This window comes from Streptomyces sp. NPDC006368 (assembly GCF_040612535.1).
In the GTDB taxonomy this organism is placed as follows: Bacteria; Actinomycetota; Actinomycetes; order Streptomycetales; family Streptomycetaceae; genus Streptomyces.
The window spans coordinates 26177-42949 of the sequence record NZ_JBEXQK010000017.1; the positions used below are offsets into that span (position 1 = coordinate 26177).

Annotated in this window: 15 protein-coding genes and 1 pseudogene; 2 read left to right on the forward strand and 14 right to left on the reverse strand. The window is 71.6% G+C overall.

Annotated elements, in window-relative coordinates:
- Position 1: 1 nt before the first annotated feature.
- The 13 genes and pseudogenes from secD to pgsA all read right to left on the reverse strand — a co-directional run bounded on the left by secD (position 2) and on the right by pgsA (position 11669).
- Complete coding sequence (gene secD / locus ABZZ38_RS15415) at positions 2-1729, reverse strand: protein translocase subunit SecD (RefSeq protein WP_356739709.1); 1728 nt, start codon at positions 1727-1729, stop codon at positions 2-4.
- Positions 1730-1878: 149 nt separating this feature from the next.
- Positions 1879-2361 (reverse strand): preprotein translocase subunit YajC, encoded by a 483-nt coding sequence (yajC, locus tag ABZZ38_RS15420; RefSeq protein ID WP_356739711.1) that lies wholly within the window; start codon positions 2359-2361, stop codon positions 1879-1881.
- 164 nt (positions 2362-2525) lie between these two features.
- The gene (gene ruvB, locus ABZZ38_RS15425) at positions 2526-3605 is read right to left on the reverse strand and encodes a Holliday junction branch migration DNA helicase RuvB (protein ID WP_356739713.1); all 1080 of its coding nucleotides are present in this window, start codon (positions 3603-3605) and stop codon (positions 2526-2528) included.
- 19 nt (positions 3606-3624) lie between these two features.
- Entirely contained in the window at positions 3625-4233 is a 609-nt protein-coding gene (gene ruvA, locus ABZZ38_RS15430; protein ID WP_356739715.1) for a Holliday junction branch migration protein RuvA, read from the reverse strand.
- A complete protein-coding gene (gene ruvC, locus ABZZ38_RS15435; RefSeq protein ID WP_356739717.1) occupies positions 4230-4763 on the reverse strand; it encodes a crossover junction endodeoxyribonuclease RuvC in 534 nt (177 codons plus the stop codon). The genes ruvA and ruvC overlap by 4 nt, the downstream gene beginning before the upstream one ends.
- 110 nt (positions 4764-4873) lie before the next feature.
- Complete coding sequence (locus ABZZ38_RS15440; RefSeq protein WP_356739719.1) at positions 4874-5626, reverse strand: YebC/PmpR family DNA-binding transcriptional regulator; 753 nt, start codon at positions 5624-5626, stop codon at positions 4874-4876.
- A gap of 62 nt (positions 5627-5688) precedes the next feature.
- Positions 5689-6282: a pyridoxal 5'-phosphate synthase glutaminase subunit PdxT gene (gene pdxT / locus ABZZ38_RS15445; RefSeq protein ID WP_356739721.1), complete on the reverse strand. Its 594-nt coding sequence runs from the start codon at positions 6280-6282 to the stop codon at positions 5689-5691.
- The gene (gene pdxS, locus ABZZ38_RS15450; RefSeq protein WP_031078311.1) at positions 6279-7193 is read right to left on the reverse strand and encodes a pyridoxal 5'-phosphate synthase lyase subunit PdxS; all 915 of its coding nucleotides are present in this window, start codon (positions 7191-7193) and stop codon (positions 6279-6281) included. Before pdxS ends, pdxT begins: the two co-directional genes overlap by 4 nt.
- A 304-nt stretch (positions 7194-7497) precedes the next feature.
- Positions 7498-8043: a hypothetical protein gene (locus ABZZ38_RS15455; protein WP_356739858.1), complete on the reverse strand. Its 546-nt coding sequence runs from the start codon at positions 8041-8043 to the stop codon at positions 7498-7500.
- Between the two features lie 273 nt (positions 8044-8316).
- Positions 8317-8664 (reverse strand): annotated as a pseudogene (locus ABZZ38_RS15460) (MBL fold metallo-hydrolase); the annotation flags it as partial.
- Positions 8665-8938: 274 nt separating this feature from the next.
- On the reverse strand, positions 8939-10102 hold the full coding sequence (locus tag ABZZ38_RS15465; RefSeq protein ID WP_356739723.1) for a glycosyltransferase family 4 protein: 1164 nt from the start codon (positions 10100-10102) through the stop codon (positions 8939-8941).
- Entirely contained in the window at positions 10099-11013 is a 915-nt protein-coding gene (locus ABZZ38_RS15470; RefSeq protein WP_356739725.1) for a phosphatidylinositol mannoside acyltransferase, read from the reverse strand. Before ABZZ38_RS15470 ends, ABZZ38_RS15465 begins: the two co-directional genes overlap by 4 nt.
- Entirely contained in the window at positions 11010-11669 is a 660-nt protein-coding gene (pgsA, locus tag ABZZ38_RS15475) for a phosphatidylinositol phosphate synthase (protein WP_356739727.1), read from the reverse strand. The genes ABZZ38_RS15470 and pgsA overlap by 4 nt, the downstream gene beginning before the upstream one ends.
- A gap of 350 nt (positions 11670-12019) precedes the next feature.
- Here pgsA and ABZZ38_RS15480 point away from each other — a divergent pair, with 350 nt between their 5' ends.
- Positions 12020-14221, forward strand: coding sequence for an elongation factor G-like protein EF-G2 (locus ABZZ38_RS15480; protein ID WP_356739729.1), 2202 nt, complete (start codon positions 12020-12022; stop codon positions 14219-14221).
- 290 nt (positions 14222-14511) lie between these two features.
- Positions 14512-16152: a hypothetical protein gene (locus tag ABZZ38_RS15485; protein ID WP_356739860.1), complete on the forward strand. Its 1641-nt coding sequence runs from the start codon at positions 14512-14514 to the stop codon at positions 16150-16152.
- Here ABZZ38_RS15485 and ABZZ38_RS15490 read toward each other — a convergent pair whose 3' ends face one another.
- Complete coding sequence (locus ABZZ38_RS15490) at positions 16153-16719, reverse strand: HIT domain-containing protein (protein ID WP_356739731.1); 567 nt, start codon at positions 16717-16719, stop codon at positions 16153-16155.
- Positions 16720-16773 lie beyond the last annotated feature (54 nt).

Genomic DNA, 16773 nt, shown 5'->3' on the forward strand with positions numbered 1-16773 from the left:
CTCACGCCTCCTTCGGTGCGGTAGTGGCGGAGACACGCCGCGAGCGGCGCAGCGGGGGCTTCGCCCCCAGCCGGGTCGGGTCCAGCCCGGACCACGGGTGGCCGCTGCTGAAGAACTTCGTGCGGGCGAGCAGCGTCATGAGCGGCTTGGTGAAGAAGAACACCACGACGACGTCGAGGAGGGTCGTCAGGCCGAGCGTGAACGCGAAGCCCTGGACCTTTCCGACGGTGACGAGGAACAGGACGGCGGCGGCGAGGAACGACACGAAGTCGGACACCAGGATGGTGCGCCGGGCACGCGGCCAGCCCCGCTCGACGGCCGGACGCAGGGTGCGGCCTTCCCGGATCTCGTCGCGGATGCGCTCGAAGTACACGATGAACGAGTCGGCGGTGATACCGATGGCGACGATCGCGCCGCAGACGGCGGGCAGGTTGAGCGCGAAGCCGATGGCCGGGCCCAGCAGCGACATCAGCGCGTAGGTGAGGACCGCGGACGCCATGAGGCTGAGGATCGCGATGAGCGACAGGCCCCGGTAGTAGACCACCAGGTAGATCACGACGAGGGCGAGACCGATGGCTCCGGCGATGAGGCCCGCCTTGAGCTGCTCGGCGCCGAGCGCGGCCGTGACCGTGGTGACGCTCTCCTGGCTGAACGACAGCGGGAGCGCGCCGTAGGACAGGATGTTGGCCAGGTCCGTGGCGGACTTCTGGTTGAAGCTGCCGGAGATCTCGGCGCTGCCGCCGGTGATCGCGCTGCTGACGGACGGGGCGGAGACCACCTGGCCGTCGAGCGTGATCGCGAACTGGTTCATCGGCTGGGTCTGGGCGGCCAGCTTGCCGGTCGTCTCGGCGAACTTCTTGGTGCCCTTGTCGGTGAATCCGAGCTGGACGATCCACATACCGCGCTGCGGGTCGAGGACGCCCTTGGCCTCGTCGACGTCCGTGCCCGCGACCTCGGCCGGGCCGAGGATGTACTTGGCGTCACCCTCGGTGCCGCAGGCCACGGTGGGCTTGGCCGGGTCGGCGATCTTCGCCGGGTTGGGCACGTTCCTGGTGCCCTTCTTCGGCGTGCAGTCCAGAGTGGTGAACTGCTTCTCCAGCGCGGCGGTGCCCGCGTCGGCGCCGGGGGGCGTCGGGGTCGGCGAGGTCGCCGGCTTGTCCGAGCCGCTCGCCGTGGGCGACGGGGCCTTCTTCAGGCCGTCGGTGACGGCGCGGCCCTGCGTGGTGGCGCTCGCCTTCGGGGACGGCGAGGACGAGGCCTTGCCGCTCGGCGTGGCGCTCGGGGTGCCGGGGGCGGAGGGGTCGGGGAGCGGCGCGCTGCCGGCGACGGCCAGGACCGGCCGGAAGTACAGCTCGGCGGTCGTACCGACCTGCTCGCTGGCCTGCTTCGAATCGGTCGCCCGGGGAATGTTGACGATGATGTGATCGGTGCCCTGCTGCTGGACCTCGGCCTCCGACACACCAAGACCGTTCACGCGGCGCTCGATGATGCCGATCGCCGTTTCCATGTTGGTCTTGTTGATGGCGTCCGGCTTGCCGGGCTGGTTCTCGGCCTTGAGCGTGATGCTCGTGCCGCCGGCGAGGTCGATGCCCAGGCGGGGGGTGACCTCCCCCGACCAGAACATCCCGCCCACCAGGGCGCACATGACGATCAGGAACAAGGCCAGGGCACGCCCCGGCTTGCCCTGGCCCCCCGTCGCCGGCCCTCTGCCCTTCTTGGGTGCTGCCACCTTCTCGTTTCTCCCTGTCCAACCGCCACGCGCCGGGTGAGCGTCGAGGCGGCCACGAAGTGGTGTGGGGATTCCCCCGCGTGTGTCGGCGCGGACGCGCGGACCGCGCCACGCCGTCGAGCGGCGTCTCGCGGTCCCCGGATGCTGCCTTACTTCGCGTCGGTGTCGCCGTCGCTCTTGTCTTCGGTCTTCGCGTCCTTGACCTCGGCAGTGGCGCCGACCTGGTCGGCCGTCTCCTTCTTGCCCAGGTCGATCTTGTCACCCTCGGTGCCGGTGACACCGCTGTCCCCGTCCGCCGTCAGCGAGGAGGCGTCGTCCGGGACGATCGGCGCGTCGTCCTTGAGGTCGGTGTCACCGTGGACGATGCGGTTGTACTCCTCGTCGTCGAGGACCGCACCGATCGCGTTCTTCGCGTAGACGGCGTGGACGCCCGGGGCGACCTCGAGGAGGACCCTGTCGTCACCGACCTCCTTGACCGTGGCGTACATACCCCCGATCGTCCGCACGCCGGTGCCGGGCTGCATCTGGTTGCGCATGGCAACCGCCTGCTGCTGCTTCTTCTTCGCGGAGCGCGTCATCAGGAACATGGCCCCGATGAGGACGATGAACGGGAGGAGAGTCATGATGCTCACGGGACGACAAATCCTTCACACGGTCGCGGGGAACCGCGGCCTGATCTTCGGGGGTGGGTACGCCGACCGAAGGGTCGGCATCGGCGGAGTCTAGGCGAGTCCGCATCATTGGAACAACGCCCAGCATGGCACCGTGGTTCCTGCCCCGGCGACTGACATCGCCGTCACGCCCCGAAGAGCCCCTGTTGTCCGCCTCCCGGCCCGCCCGCCTGCGGGGGTACGAGGCCGAGGTGCGCCCATGCGGCGGGCGTCGCCACCCGGCCGCGGGGCGTGCGGGCCAGCAGCCCCTCCCGTACGAGGAAGGGCTCGGCGACCTCCTCGACCGTCTCGCGCTCCTCCCCCACGGCGACCGCGAGGGTGGACAGGCCGACCGGGCCGCCGCCGAACAGCTTGAGCAGGGCGTGCAGGACGGCCCGGTCGAGGCGGTCCAGGCCGCGGCCGTCCACTTCGTACACCTTCAGGGCGGTGGCGGCGATGTCGCGGGTGATCAGGCCGTCCGCCTTGACCTGGGCGTAGTCCCGGACACGGCGCAGCAGTCGGTTGGCGATACGGGGCGTGCCCCGGGAGCGGCCGGCGATCTCGGCGGCGCCGTCGGGCTCGATGTCGAGGTCGAGGAGGTGGGCGGAGCGGTGGATGACGCGCTCCAGCTCGGCCGGTGCGTAGAACTCCATGTGGGCGGTGAAGCCGAAGCGGTCGCGCAGCGGGGGCGGCAGCAGGCCGGCGCGGGTGGTGGCGCCGACCAGGGTGAAGGGCGGGAGCTCCAGCGGGATGGCGGTGGCGCCGGGGCCCTTGCCGACGATGACGTCGACGCGGAAGTCCTCCATCGCCATGTAGAGCATCTCCTCGGCGGGCCGGGACATCCGGTGGATCTCGTCGAGGAAGAGGACCTCGCCCTCCTGGAGGGAGGAGAGGATCGCCGCGAGGTCACCGGCGTGCTGGATGGCGGGGCCGGAGGTGATCCGGATGGGGGCTCCCATCTCGGCGGCGATGATCATGGAGAGGGTGGTCTTGCCGAGACCGGGGGCTCCGGAGAGCAGGACGTGGTCGGCGGTGGCGCCGCGCGCCAGGGCCGCCTTGAGGACCAGGTCCAGTTGCTCCCGCACCCGCTCCTGGCCGACGAACTCGTCCAGCGACTTGGGGCGCAGGGCGGCCTCGACGGCTTGGTCCTCGCCGTCGGCGGACGCGCCGACCAACCGCTCGGCGGCGGTGTCGTCGCTGGTGGGTGCGGTGTCGTCCCAGTTCACAGTGGAATGCCTCGCGGGGTCAGCGGGTGCGGTTGAGGGTCTGGAGGGCGGCCTTGAGGAGCTGCCCGATCTGCGGGGTGCCGCCCGCCGCCTCGGCCTGCGGGGTCACGGCGGCGACGGCCTCGTCGGCCTCGCGGGTGGCGTAGCCGAGGCCGATCAGCGCGGCGTGCAGCTGGTCGCGCCACGACCGGCTGACCGGTGTGCCGACGGCGGGGGCCGAGCCGAGGGGCTCGCCGAGCCGGTCCTTCAGCTCCAGCAGCAGTTTCTGGGCGCCCTTCTTGCCGATGCCGGGTACGGCGGTGAGCGCCTTCTCGTCGCCGGTGGCCACCGCGACGCGCAGCGCGTCCGGGGTGTGCACGGCGAGCATGGCCTGGGCGAGGCGTGGGCCGACGCCGCTGGCCGTCTGGAGGAGCTCGAAAACCTGGCGCTCGTCGTCGTCGGCGAAGCCGTACAGGGTGAGGGAGTCCTCCCGCACCACCAACGACGTGGCGAGCCGCGCTTCCTGACCGATCCTCAGCTCGGAGAGGGTGTTGGGGGTGCACTGCACGGCCATGCCGATGCCGCCGACCTCGATCACGGCCGTGGTCGGGGCGAGTGCGGCGACGGGGCCGCTCACGAAGGCGATCATGCGGTACGGCCTTTCATGGCTCGATGGGCGGCGACGGCTTGCTGGAGCCGGTTCTGGGCGGGGGCGCGCCAGATGTGACAGATGGCGAGGGCGAGGGCGTCGGCGGCGTCGGCGGGCTTGGGCGGGGCGTCGAGCCGCAGCAGCCGGGTGACCATCGCGCCCACCTGCGCCTTGTCGGCGCGGCCACTGCCCGTGACGGCGGCCTTGACCTCGCTGGGCGTGTGCAGGGCGACGGGCAGTCCGCGGCGGGACGCGCACAGCATGGCGACGGCGCTGGCCTGGGCGGTGCCCATGACCGTACGTACGTTGTGCTGGCTGAACACCCGCTCCACGGCGACCATGTCGGGCCGGTGCAGATCCAGCCATTCCTCTATGCCGCGCTCGATGGCGACGAGGCGGTGCCCGGTCTCCGCGTCCGCCGGTGTGCGGACGACTCCGACGCCCAGCATCGTCAGCGGGCGGCCCGCGACCCCTTCGACCACGCCGACGCCGCACCGCGTCAGGCCTGGGTCCACCCCGAGAACGCGCACGCCGCCCCTCCTTCGTTCATCTGTTTGTGCAGGCTAGCGGGTGGCACCGACAACGACGCGACGGGCCGACGGGGTGTGTTCCCGTCGGCCCGTCGCGGTGGGTGCGTGGGTCAGGCGTCGACCTTCGCCATGACGTCGTCCGAGACGTCGAAGTTCGCGAAGACGTTCTGCACGTCGTCGCTGTCCTCCAGCGCGTCGATCAGCTTGAAGATCTTGCGAGCGCCCTCCTCGTCCAGCTCGACCTGCATGGTCGGGACGAAGTTGGCGTCGGCCGAGTCGTAGTCGATGCCGGTCTCCTGGAGGGCGGTACGGACCGCCACCAGGTCGGTGGCCTCGCTGATGACCTCGAAGGACTCCCCGAGGTCGTTGACCTCCTCGGCGCCCGCCTCCAGGACCGCGGCCAGGACGTCGTCCTCGGTCAGCTCGCCCTTGGGGACGATCACCACGCCCTTGCGGTTGAAGAGGTAGGACACGGAGCCCGGGTCGGCCATGGAGCCACCGTTGCGGGTCATGGCGACGCGTACGTCGGAGGCGGCGCGGTTGCGGTTGTCGGTGAGGCACTCGATGAGCACCGCGACGCCGTTCGGGCCGTAACCCTCGTACATGATCGTCTCGTAGTCGGCGCCACCGGCCTCCAGGCCGGCGCCGCGCTTGACCGCGGAGTCGATGTTCTTGTTCGGAACGGAGCTCTTCTTCGCCTTCTGGATGGCGTCGTAGAGCGTGGGGTTACCGTCGGGGTCGCCGCCACCGGTGCGGGCCGCGACCTCGATGTTCTTGATCAGCTTCGCGAAGAGCTTGCCGCGCTTGGCGTCGATCACGGCCTTCTTGTGCTTCGTCGTAGCCCATTTAGAGTGGCCGGACATCTGCCTGTCTCCTTCGCGTAACCCATTTCTGAACGAACCCCAGAGATCCTACCGGGGCCGGATCAGCGCGCGGCCCGCACCATGTCGACGAACAGGGCGTGGACCCGGTGGTCGCCCGTCAGCTCCGGGTGGAACGACGTGGCGAGGGCATTGTCCTGCCGTACGGCGACGATGTGGCCGCCGTGCTCGGCGAGCACCTCGGCGCGGGCGCCGACCGACTCGACCCAGGGGGCGCGGATGAAGACGCCCTCGACGGGGCCGCCGTCGATGCCCGTGACCTCGACGCCCGCCTCGAAGGACTCGTTCTGCCGTCCGAAGGCGTTGCGGCGCACGATCATGTCGATGCCGCCCAGGGTCTCCTGACCCGAACGCGGGTCGAGGATCTTGTCGGCGAGCATGATCAGCCCGGCGCAGGTGCCGTAGACCGGCATGCCCGCCCCGATGCGCTCCCGCAGCGGTTCCATGAGGCCGAACAGCACGGCCAGCTTGGAGATGGTGGTGGACTCGCCGCCGGGGATGACGAGACCGTCGACCTCGGCGAGCTCTTCGGGGCGCCGGACCGGCCTGGCCACGGCGTCCGCCGCGGCCAGGGCGATCAGGTGCTCACGTACATCGCCCTGGAGGGCCAGGACACCGATGAGCGGAGTGGTCATCACCAGCCCCGGTTCGCGTAACGCTCGGCCTCGGGGAGGGTGTCGCAGTTGATGCCGACCATGGCCTCGCCCAGGTTGCGGGACGCGTCCGCGATGATCTTCGGGTCGTCGTAGAAGGTGGTGGCCTTCACGATGGCGGCGGCCCGCTTGGCCGGGTCGCCCGACTTGAAGATGCCCGAGCCGACGAAGACGCCCTCGGCGCCCAGCTGGCGCATCAGGGCGGCGTCGGCCGGGGTGGCGACGCCACCGGCGGAGAACAGCACGACCGGCAGCTTGCCGAGCTCGGAGACCTCCTTGACGAGCTCGTACGGGGCGCGCAGCTCCTTGGCGGCGGCGTACAGCTCGTTGTTGTCGAAGCCGCGCAGCTTGGCGATCTCGTTCTTGATCTGGCGCAGGTGGCGGACGGCCTCGACGACGTTGCCGGTGCCGGCCTCACCCTTGGAGCGGATCATGGCCGCGCCCTCGGCGATGCGGCGCAGGGCCTCGCCCAGGTTGGTGGCGCCACAGACGAAGGGGGTGGTGAAGGCCCACTTGTCGGAGTGGTTGACCTCGTCGGCCGGGGTGAGGACCTCGGACTCGTCGATGTAGTCGACGCCGAGGGACTGCAGGACCTGGGCCTCGACGAAGTGGCCGATGCGGGACTTGGCCATGACCGGGATGGAGACCGCGTCGATGATCTCCTCGATCATGTTCGGGTCGGACATCCGGGCCACGCCGCCGTCCTTGCGGATGTCGGCGGGGACCCGCTCGAGGGCCATGACGGCGACGGCGCCGGCGTCCTCGGCGATCTTCGCCTGCTCGGCGTTGACCACGTCCATGATCACGCCGCCCTTGAGCTGCTCGGCCATACCGCGCTTCACGCGCGCGGTGCCGGTCTCGGGGGACTGCGGGGTGGTGGGGAGCGTGCTGGACACGAGGGACCTCACTCGAAAAAGAACGGGGGTTTCGACATCAGTGAGGAAACCTGGCCGGGCCAGTCCACATCAAGGGCCAATAGGGAGCCGGTGGCTCGTTTTCGGAGGTCAGCCGACCGGTTGGCCGGCGGGTCGTGTGCCGCGGGGGCCTGTGGACGGGTGGCGCGGACGCCGTGGGAGGAGGCCGGTGCGGAGTCTCGATGCCGGTCCCTGGCGGCGGGAGGCCGGTGCGGAGTCTCGATGCCGGTCCCTGGCGGCGGGAGGCCGGCGCGGAGTGCCGATGCCGGTCCCTGGCGGCGGGAGGTCAGGTGCCGGGGCGGTCGGCGAGGGCGGTGGGCGGCTGGTCGTCCATCTCGAAGGCCAGCGGGAACGGTGCGTGCCCGGCCAGCCGGAACCAGCGCACCGTACGGTGCCGGCGCAGCGCCCGCGCCGCGCGGACGGAGTCGTTGTGGAACCGCCGGGCCATCGGCACCCTGCGGACCGCCGCCGCGAGCTCCATGGCCGCCTCCTCGCCGCCGGGGGCCTCCCGGACCGCCTCGACCTGTTCCGGCTCCCCGAACACGGCCCGCAGCGCCTGGCTGAGCTCGCTCTCCGCGACCTCCCGGTGCTCCTCCTCGGCCTGCCGGGCCGCGTGCGCCGCCTCGTACAGCACGATCGACGCCGCCGGGTCCAGCACCTTGGAGGTGGCCAGTTCCTGGGCGACCGAGGCGCGGCGTACGAGCTGGGCGTCGAGCGCGGCGCGGGCGGCGTCGATGCGGGCGTGCAGCCGGTCGAGCCGCCCGGCGGTCCAGCTCAGATAGAGGCCGATGGCGACCAGGGCGACGACGATCCAGATGAGGGTTTCGATCACGGGCGGAAAGGCTACCGGGGCGCCGGCATGGTCCCTTCCCAGACGGAGCGGTCGTGCGCGAAGGCCACCCGCCGCGGCCCGAACCGCGCGAGCCGGTCCAGCCACGGCGGGTACCGGCCGTCGAAACCGGCGGCGCGCCATCTCGTCCGTGGCGAAGTGGGAGGCGAAGTCGTACGCCTGTCCCGCCAGGACGGTCACCCCCTCGCTCCCCGAGACGACAAGGGACTGGTGTCCCGCCGTGTGACCGGGCGTCGGCACGACATGGACACCGGGCCGGACCTCGGCCTCGCCGTCGAGCTCTTCGTACCGGGCGCCGGGAAAGTCGACCAGCGGGTCGATCGTGTGGCCACCGGCGCGCGCGGTGGCGAGTTCGGTGCGCTGCACGAGGACGGGCCGGCCGGCCAGGAGCGGGTTGCCGCCGCAGTGGTCGAAGTGGAGGTGGCAGTTCACGACGACGTCGATGTCGTCCGGTGCGACGCCCTCCGCGGCGAGGGCGGTGGCGAGGACGTTGCGGCGGGGCCGGTAGTACGCGTCGGCCTCGGCGTCTCCCTCGCCGACACCCGTGTCGAAGAGCAGGAGCCCGGCCTCGTGCCGTACGAGATACGCGAGCACCGGTTCCACGCGCGGATGTTCCGTGCCCGCCTCGGTGGCGGGCCGGACTGGATCCGGGCGCGGGCGCCTCGGACTGGGCGCCCGGGGCGCGGACGCCGCTCAGCTGTGGGTACCGGCACGCGCTCCGCCGCGCGGGTGCGGGGGCGGCCGGTGGCGCCGTGTACGCCGGGCTCGCCTCCGCCGCCTACCGCTACGGCGCGAGCCGGCGCCGACGCGGCGCCTTCATACCGCCGGGGGCCCTCTCGGGCCGGGCGCGCCCCGCCGGCGTCGGGGCGGGCACCGGCTAGTCCCGCGCCAGTCCCCACCGCGCCCGCAGGCCGCCCACCCGTTCGTCCGTCGCCACCGACGCGGCGCCGTCCGTCACCGTCTCGTAGACCGCGAGGATGTCCGCGCCGACCGTCGACCAGTCGAAGCGCCGCACATGCGCGCTCCCCCGCTCGCGCAGCTCCTGGCGACGGGCCGGGTCGCCGAGCAGGCGGATCGCGGCGTCGGCCAGCGCGTCCGCGTCCTCGTTGGCGAACAGCTCGCCCGCCGCGCCCTGGTCCAGTACCTGGGCGAACGCGTCGAGGTCGCCGGCGAGCACCGGCGCGCCCGCCGACATCGCCTCGACCAGGATGATGCCGAAGCTCTCGCCGCCCGTGTTGGGCGCCACGTACACGTCCACGCTGCGCAGCAGCCGCGCCTTGTCCTCGTCGCTGACCATGCCGAGGAACTCGACGCGCTCCCGCATGTCCACGGGAAGCGACGCGACGGCCTCCTCCTCGTCGCCGCGGCCGGCCACGAGCAACCGGGTCTCCGGGCGGGCGGCGAGGATCCTCGGCAGCGCCTTCATAAGCACCGGCAGGCCCTTGCGCGGCTCGTCGATGCGGCCGATGAAGCCGAGGGTGTCGCCCTGCCACTCCGCCTTGGGCTCCGCCTTGGCGAAGAAGTCGACGTCCACCCCGTTGGGGATGACCACCGCGTCCCCGCCCAGGTGCTCCACGAGTGTGCGGCGGGCGTACTCGCTCACCGCGATTCGCGCGCTGATCTTCTCCAGCGCGGGCTGGAGGATCGGGTACGCGGCGATCATCGCCCGGGACCGCGGGTTGGAGGTGTGGAACGTCGCGACGATCGGGCCCTGCGCCGCCCAGCAGGCCAGCAGCCCCAGGGACGGGGATGTGGGCTCATGGATGTGGATCACGTCGAACGTGCCGTCGTGCAGCCAGCGCCGCACCCGCGCCGCCGACAGGAACCCGAAGTTCAGCCGGGCGACCGACCCGTTGTACGGCACGGGCACCGCGCGCCCCGCCGACACCACGTACGGCGGCAGCGGCGTCTCGTCGTCGGCCGGGGCCAGGACGGAGACCTCGTGCCCGAGCCGGATCAGGTGGTCGGCGAGGTCACGGATGTGGAACTGGACGCCGCCCGGTACGTCCCAGGAGTAGGGGCAGACGATGCCGATCCTCACGCCGTGCGTCCCTTCGCGGAATCCAGGTCCGCCAGCCACAGCCGCTGCAGCATGTGCCAGTCCTCCGGGTGCTCGGCGATTCCGGTGGCGAAGGCGTCGGCCAGCGCCTGGGTCATGGAGGACATCTTCTCGGCGCGCGTACCCGTCTCCGGTACGTCGACGGGCGGATGCACCCGCCCCTTCATCACGGGCGAGTCGTCGTACCAGAGGGACACCGGCAGCAGCAGCGCCCCCGTGTGCTGGGCCAGCATGGCCGGCCCGCCCGGCATCCGTGCAGCCTCCCCGAAGAACTTCACCTGGACGCCCGACGCCGACAGGTCCCGGTCGGCGACCAGGCACACCACCCCGCCCGCCCGCAGCCGGCGTGCCAGTGTCCCGAACGCCGAGCCCCCCGTGTGCGGCAGCACCTCCATGCCGAGGGACTCGCGGTAGGCGACGAACCGGTCGTACAGCGACTCCGGCTTCAGCCGCTCGGCGACGGTCGTGAACGGCACCCCCTGCGCCCGGGCCAGGTAGACGCCCGCGAGGTCCCAGTTGGCCAGGTGGGGCAGGGCGAGGATCACGCCCTTGCCGGCCGCCATGCCGTCCATCAGGCGGTCCAGGTCCTGGATCTCGACGCCGTCCTTCACGCGCTGCGCGCTCCACGCCGGCAGCCGGAAGGACTCCATCCAGTACCGCATGTACGAGCGCATCCCGGCCTGCGACAGCTCGGCGAGCCGCGCGGGCGTGGCGTCCGGCACCACGCGCGCGAGGTTGGCCTCCAGCCGCAGCACACCCTGGCCGCGCCGCTTCCACGCGGTGTCGGCGATACGCCGGCCCAGCCCGGCCGCCACCGGCTCGGGCAGTCTTCTGACCGTGCTCCAGCCGAGCCCGTACAGCGTCTCCGTCAGCCGGTCACCCCATGTGCTCATACGGCCTCGCTCCCCCTCGGTCCGGCCGCGTCCGCCTCGGCGGACTCGCGCCGCACCGTCACGACCCGCTGCCCCAGCGTCACCGCGCTGCCCACGGCGACCACCCACAGCGCGATCGGCAGCAGCACCTGCACGCCCGGCACACCGAACCCGTGCAGCCCGGCCAGACCGGCCGCGACCAGGGAGATCACCAGGCGCTCCGCCCGCTCGACCAGTCCGTTCACCGCCACCGGCAGGCCGATCGATTCGCCGCGGGCCTTGGTGTACGACACGACCTGGCCGCTCGCCAGGCAGAAGATGGCGACGGCGCAGAGGACGTTGTCATTGCCCGTGCCCGCGTACCACAGCGCGAAGCCGCCGAAGATGGCCCCGTCCGCGACCCGGTCCAGGGTCGAGTCCAGGAACGCGCCCCAGCGGCTGGAGATCCCGGCCTGACGGGCCATGTTGCCGTCGACCAGGTCCGAGAACACGAACAGCGTGATGACGATGGTGCCCCAGAAGAACTCGCCCCGCGGGAAGAAGACCAGCGCACCTGCCACCACCCCGGCCGTGCCGATGAGCGTGACGGCGTCGGGACTCACTCCGCGGCGGAGCAGAAACGCGGCGAACGGTGTGAGAACACGCGTGAAGAACGCACGCGCGTACTTGTTCAGCATGGCCTTCCCGAGGGTCGGTGTGCCGCGCGGCCCCATCGGCCACCGGCTGGCCCATCGTAGCCAGCGCCGTCCCGCTCTCATCGCCCCCTACGCCCTCACACCCCCGGCGACCGCCGTCAGGCCCCCCGCCGGGTCCGCCCGCCGGGGGTGCCGCACCCTCGTGCCGGGCGCACGCCGGACCTGTACTGGGCGTATGTCCGTCGTATGGACGCGGCCCGATGGGAGTGGAAAGCTCGAAAGACCACCGCGGGCACCGCAGGCGCTGCCCCCAGGAAGGGCCGCTCCCCCGCGCCCGCGCCCCCACCTCCACCGCGCACTCCCGGTGCGCCGGCGACGCAGGAGGAAGAATCATGGGCGACAAGGCGAACACCCACCCCGGAGCCGCCGGCAGGGCTCCTACGGCCGACCAGCCCTCATCGGTACGGAATGTCGTGCTGGTCGGCCACAGCGGATCCGGCAAGACCACCCTGGTCGAGGCCCTCGCGCTGACCGCGGGAGCGGTCAACCGGGCCGGCCGCGTCGAGGACGGCGCCACGATCTCCGACTACGACGAGATCGAGCACCGTCAGCAACGGTCCGTACAGCTCTCGCTCGTCCCCCTCGAATGGGACGGCTACAAGATCAACGTGCTGGACACACCCGGATACGCCGACTTCGTCGGTGAGCTCAGGGCCGGTCTGCGCGCCGCCGACGCGGCCCTCTTCGTCGTGTCGGCCGCCCAGGAGGCCGACGCCGTCGCCGGCTCCTGCCGCGCGGTGTGGGAGGAGTGCGCGGCGGTCGGCATGCCCCGCGCCATCGTCGTCACCCACCTCGACACGGCCCGCGTCGACTTCGACGAGCTGACCCGGGTCCTCGCGCGGATCTTCGGTGGGGACGACCCCGACGCCATTCTTCCGCTCTACGTGCCCGTGCTGGGCCCGCAGACGCCCGACGGACACGCCCCCACGACCGGGCTGGTCGGGCTGCTAAGCCAGAAGATCTTCGACTACGCCTCGGGCGAGCGGAAGGAGAACCCGCCCGACGACGCCCAGCTCCCGCTCATCGCGGAGGCCCGCAACCGGCTGATCGAGGGGATCATCGCCGAGAGCGAGGACGAGACCCTCATGGACCGCTACCTCGGCGGTGAGGACATCGACCTCAAGACCCTCATCGAGGACCTGGAGAAGGCCGTCGCGCGCGGCACCTTCCACCCCGTCCTCGCCGCCGCCCCCGCCGCGGCCGGCGGCAAGCAGGGCCTCGGCACCGTCGAGCTGCTGGATCTCATCACCCGCGGCTTCCCCACCCCGCTGGAGCGCGAGGCGCCCACCGTGACCACCCCGCAGGGCGCGCCGGGGCCGCTGATCGGCTGCGACCCGGACGGGCCGCTGGTCGCCGAGGTCGTCAAGACCTCCTCCGACCCGTACGTCGGCCGGATCTCACTGGTGCGGGTCTTCTCCGGCACCCTGCGCCCGGACGAGACCGTCCACGTCTCCGGACACGGACTGGCCGACCGGGGCCACGAGGACCATGACCTCGACGAGCGGATCGGGGCCGTGACCGCGCCGTTCGGCAAACAGCAGCGGCAGATGAGCCACTGCGTCGCCGGCGACCTCGCGTGCGTCGCCAAACTGGCCCGCGCGGAGACCGGCGACACGCTGTCCTCCAAGGACCAGCCGCTTCTCATGGAGCCCTGGACGATGCCCGAACCGCTGCTGCCGCTCGCCATCCAGGCGCACAGCAAGGCGGACGAGGACAAACTCTCCCAGGGCCTCGCGCGCCTCGTCGCCGAAGACCCCACCATGCGCCTCGAACAGAACCAGGACACCCACCAGGTCGTCCTGTGGTGCCTCGGCGAGGCCCACATGGACGTGGCGCTGGAACGTCTGCGCAACCGCTACGGCGTCCAGGTCGACGCCGTACCCCACAAGGTCGCCCTCCGTGAGACCTTCGCCGACAAGGCGGCCGGGCGTGGGCGGCACGTGAAACAGTCCGGCGGGCACGGCCAGTACGCCATCTGCGAGATCGAGGTCGAACCGCTGCCGCCCGGTTCGGGCATCGAGTTCGTCGACAAGGTCGTGGGCGGTGCGGTGCCGCGCCAGTTCATCCCCTCCGTCGAGAAGGGCGTACGGTCCCAGGCGGCCCGTGGCGTCGCCGCGGGTTACCCCCTCGTCGACGTGCGCGTCACCCTCGTCGACGGCAAGGCGCATTCGGTGGACTCCTCCGACGCGGCCTTCCAGACGGCCGGCGCCCTGGCGCTGCGCGAGGCGGCCGCCGACGCCCGCATCCACCTCCTCGAACCGGTCGCCGAAGTGCGGGTGCTGGTGCCCGACGAGTACGTCGGCCCGGTCATGAGCGACCTGTCGGGCCGCCGCGGCCGGGTCGTCGGCACCGACCAGGCGGGGCCGGGCCGCACCCTCGTACGCGCCGACGTGCCGGAGCTCGAGGTCGGACGGTACGCCGTCGACCTGCGCTCCCTCACCCACGGCACGGGCCGCTTCGACCGCGGTTACGCCCGCCACGAGCCGATGCCCTCGCACGTCGCGGAGAAGATCCGCGAACGCGCGGAGAGCTGACCGCACCCCGGCCCGAGGTCCGACAGGTCCCACCGGGCCCCGGCCGGAGGTCTGACCGGAAGTCACCCCTGCCGCCCGCCCAACGCCGTTGTGGTGGGCGGCATTCAGCCGTCTCCTGACGCACCGCGCGCCGCCCCGATAGGCTGTGGTGCCCGGCTCGGCAGAGCTTCGGCCGCGCTCAGCAGGTGTGCGCGACGCGGTCGTTGGGAAGGCCTGGGTAGGCCGCGGAGCGGACGGACGCGCTCCGGCGGCAGCGGTACGACGCGGCAATGGGGGCGGCGGCAGTGACAATGGACAGTTTCAGCCCCGGGGCGCAGGTCCCGCTCCAGGGCTCGGCCGGACAGACGGTGGCGACGCACGCGCTGGCCTCCGCCGCCTACCGCGACGACAAGCTGGAGAAGATCCTCGAAGCCAACAACGAATGGCACCAGTCGACGGTCACGAAGGGCAAGTTCTCGCTCTTCGAACCGAACCTCGGCGAAGCCTTCTCCCGCGCCGTGCAGGTCCGCATGCTCGGCGGCGCCCGCAAGCCCCTCATCCAGTCCTTCGGTGCCGAGCCGCAGACGGTCGTCGAGCACTGCCTGGCCGCCACCCGCATCCGCAAGCAGCGCGACAAGCTCCTGACCCTCATCACCCTCGTCTTCGGGGTGCTCTTCCTGCCCGGCATGCTCGTCTGGGTGGCCGTCTTCCAGCTGCGGCGCACTCTGGCCGGCTCCTCCGGCAAGCGTTCCGGCGCGCTGGGCACCGCCCTCCTCGCCGCCGTCGGCGTCCTCGGTGTGATCTTCCTGATCCAGTTGCCCTTCACGGGCCTCGTGGCGATCTATCTGCGCGCCATGGTCGTCGCGCCGGTCGTCGGCTGGTTCCTCGCCAAGCGGGTCTGCGAATCCACCGCCAAGGACCTGCGCGCCCGCTGGGACTCCCTGCTGAGCGGCGGAGGCGGCATCGGCCCCAAGATCCCCGAGGCCGTGCCGCACGACCCCAACGAGGCCGCCGCCGAAGCGCTGCGCCAGTCCCTGGAGAAGCTCACCGCCGAACAGCGCTCCAACGTCGTCTTCTACGCCGGGCCCAAGGGCATACTCGGCATGGGCACCCGCTGGGGCAGCTGGCACCTCGCCGAGGAGCTGATCCCCCGGAACGGCAGGGAGATCCACGCCTTCCGCACCTGGGACGTCATCCGCCCCATCCACGACCAGCTCAAACTGCTGGAGCGGGGCAGCCTCAAAACCGGCTTCCCGACCCCGTCCGTCAGTCACTGGATCGTCTCCCCCGTCGGCGAGGGCGCCAAGGAGGTCGCCAGGCCGGAGGGCGAGAACGTCGTCGCCTTCCAGGTCAAGCCGCATGAGATACAGCGCGTCTGCAACGAGAACCAGTTCGGCAAGGGCAACCGGCACTACCTGGGCGTGCAGTTCGTCCTCTGGGACGGCCAGCTGGTCCTCACCATGATGGTCACCGTCACGGCGCTCCTGCACACGCTCCGTATCGAGGTCACGGGTCACGCCCTCGGGCCGGTCCACTCCCTCTTCACCACCAAGCCGGAGCCCAAGAAGAGGGAGGTCTCCAAGACCATCCGGTTCTGGGAGACCAAGGAGATCATGCTCCCGCTGGTCGGGAACGACGAGGTCGTCCGCCTCGCCGTCCGCGCACCCCTCACCTGGTTCCCGCCGGTGCTCGACTTCCTCGGCGGCAAGCTGGTCCTGCCCGAGCCCTTCGGCCTGCGGCACGCCTGGGCCGCTCAGCCCTGGCGTCACCGCTTCATGGCCGATGACGCCATCCGCGCGGCGACGCCCGTGCTGCGGGCGGTGCACTCCGCGACCATCAAAATGCTTCAGGACCACGGTGTGGACACGGAGCGCTTCACCAACCGCTCGATGGTGATCAGCGGGTTGGTCCAGGACTCGGCGCCGAAGAAGGCCGACGTGTACGACGCGTGATCAGGCGCGCGACCCGGGCCAGGCGTCGGCCAGCATCTTCCGGGTGTCGGCGAGGAGTTGCGGCAGCACCTTGGTGTGTCCGACGACGGGCATGAAGTTGGTGTCACCGCCCCAGCGCGGCACGATGTGCTGATGCAGGTGGGCGGCGATCCCCGCGCCGGCGGACGCGCCCTGGTTCATGCCGATGTTGAACCCGTGCGCTCCGGACGCGGTGCGCAGCGCGGCCATCGCCTGCTTGGTGAGCAGCGCCAGCTCGGCGGTCTCGGCGTCGTCCAGCTCCGTGTAGTCGGCGACGTGCCGGAAGGGGACGACCATCAGGTGCCCGCCGTTGTACGGGTAGAGGTTGAGCACCGCGTAGACCTTCTCGCCCCGGGCGATGATCAGGCCGTCCTCGTCCGACTTCGCCGGGATCGTGCAGAACGGACAGCCGTCGTCGGCCCCCGGGCCGGTCGGCTTGTTCTCCCCCTGGATGTACGCCATCCGGTGGGGCGTCCACAGTCGCTGGAACGCGTCAGGCGTCCCGACTCCGATCTGCTGCTCCGGCTCAGTCGTCATGCGGGCCAGCATATTCGCTGCGGGTGACACGGGACGCGGCGAGGGGCGGCCCCGGCTGGAACCGCC

Coding starts and splice junctions, on each gene's coding strand:
- pgsA (WP_356739727.1), bottom strand. CDS start 11,669: ATGCTGAACAAGTACGCGCGTGCGTTCTTCACGCGTGTTCTCACACCG.
- ABZZ38_RS15490 (WP_356739731.1), bottom strand. CDS start 16,719: ATGCTGGCCCGCATGACGACTGAGCCGGAGCAGCAGATCGGAGTCGGG.
- ABZZ38_RS15480 (WP_356739729.1), top strand. CDS start 12,020: ATGGGCGACAAGGCGAACACCCACCCCGGAGCCGCCGGCAGGGCTCCT.
- ABZZ38_RS15485 (WP_356739860.1), top strand. CDS start 14,512: ATGGACAGTTTCAGCCCCGGGGCGCAGGTCCCGCTCCAGGGCTCGGCC.
- ruvA (WP_356739715.1), bottom strand. CDS start 4,233: ATGATCGCCTTCGTGAGCGGCCCCGTCGCCGCACTCGCCCCGACCACG.
- ABZZ38_RS15440 (WP_356739719.1), bottom strand. CDS start 5,626: ATGTCCGGCCACTCTAAATGGGCTACGACGAAGCACAAGAAGGCCGTG.
- ABZZ38_RS15470 (WP_356739725.1), bottom strand. CDS start 11,013: ATGAGCACATGGGGTGACCGGCTGACGGAGACGCTGTACGGGCTCGGC.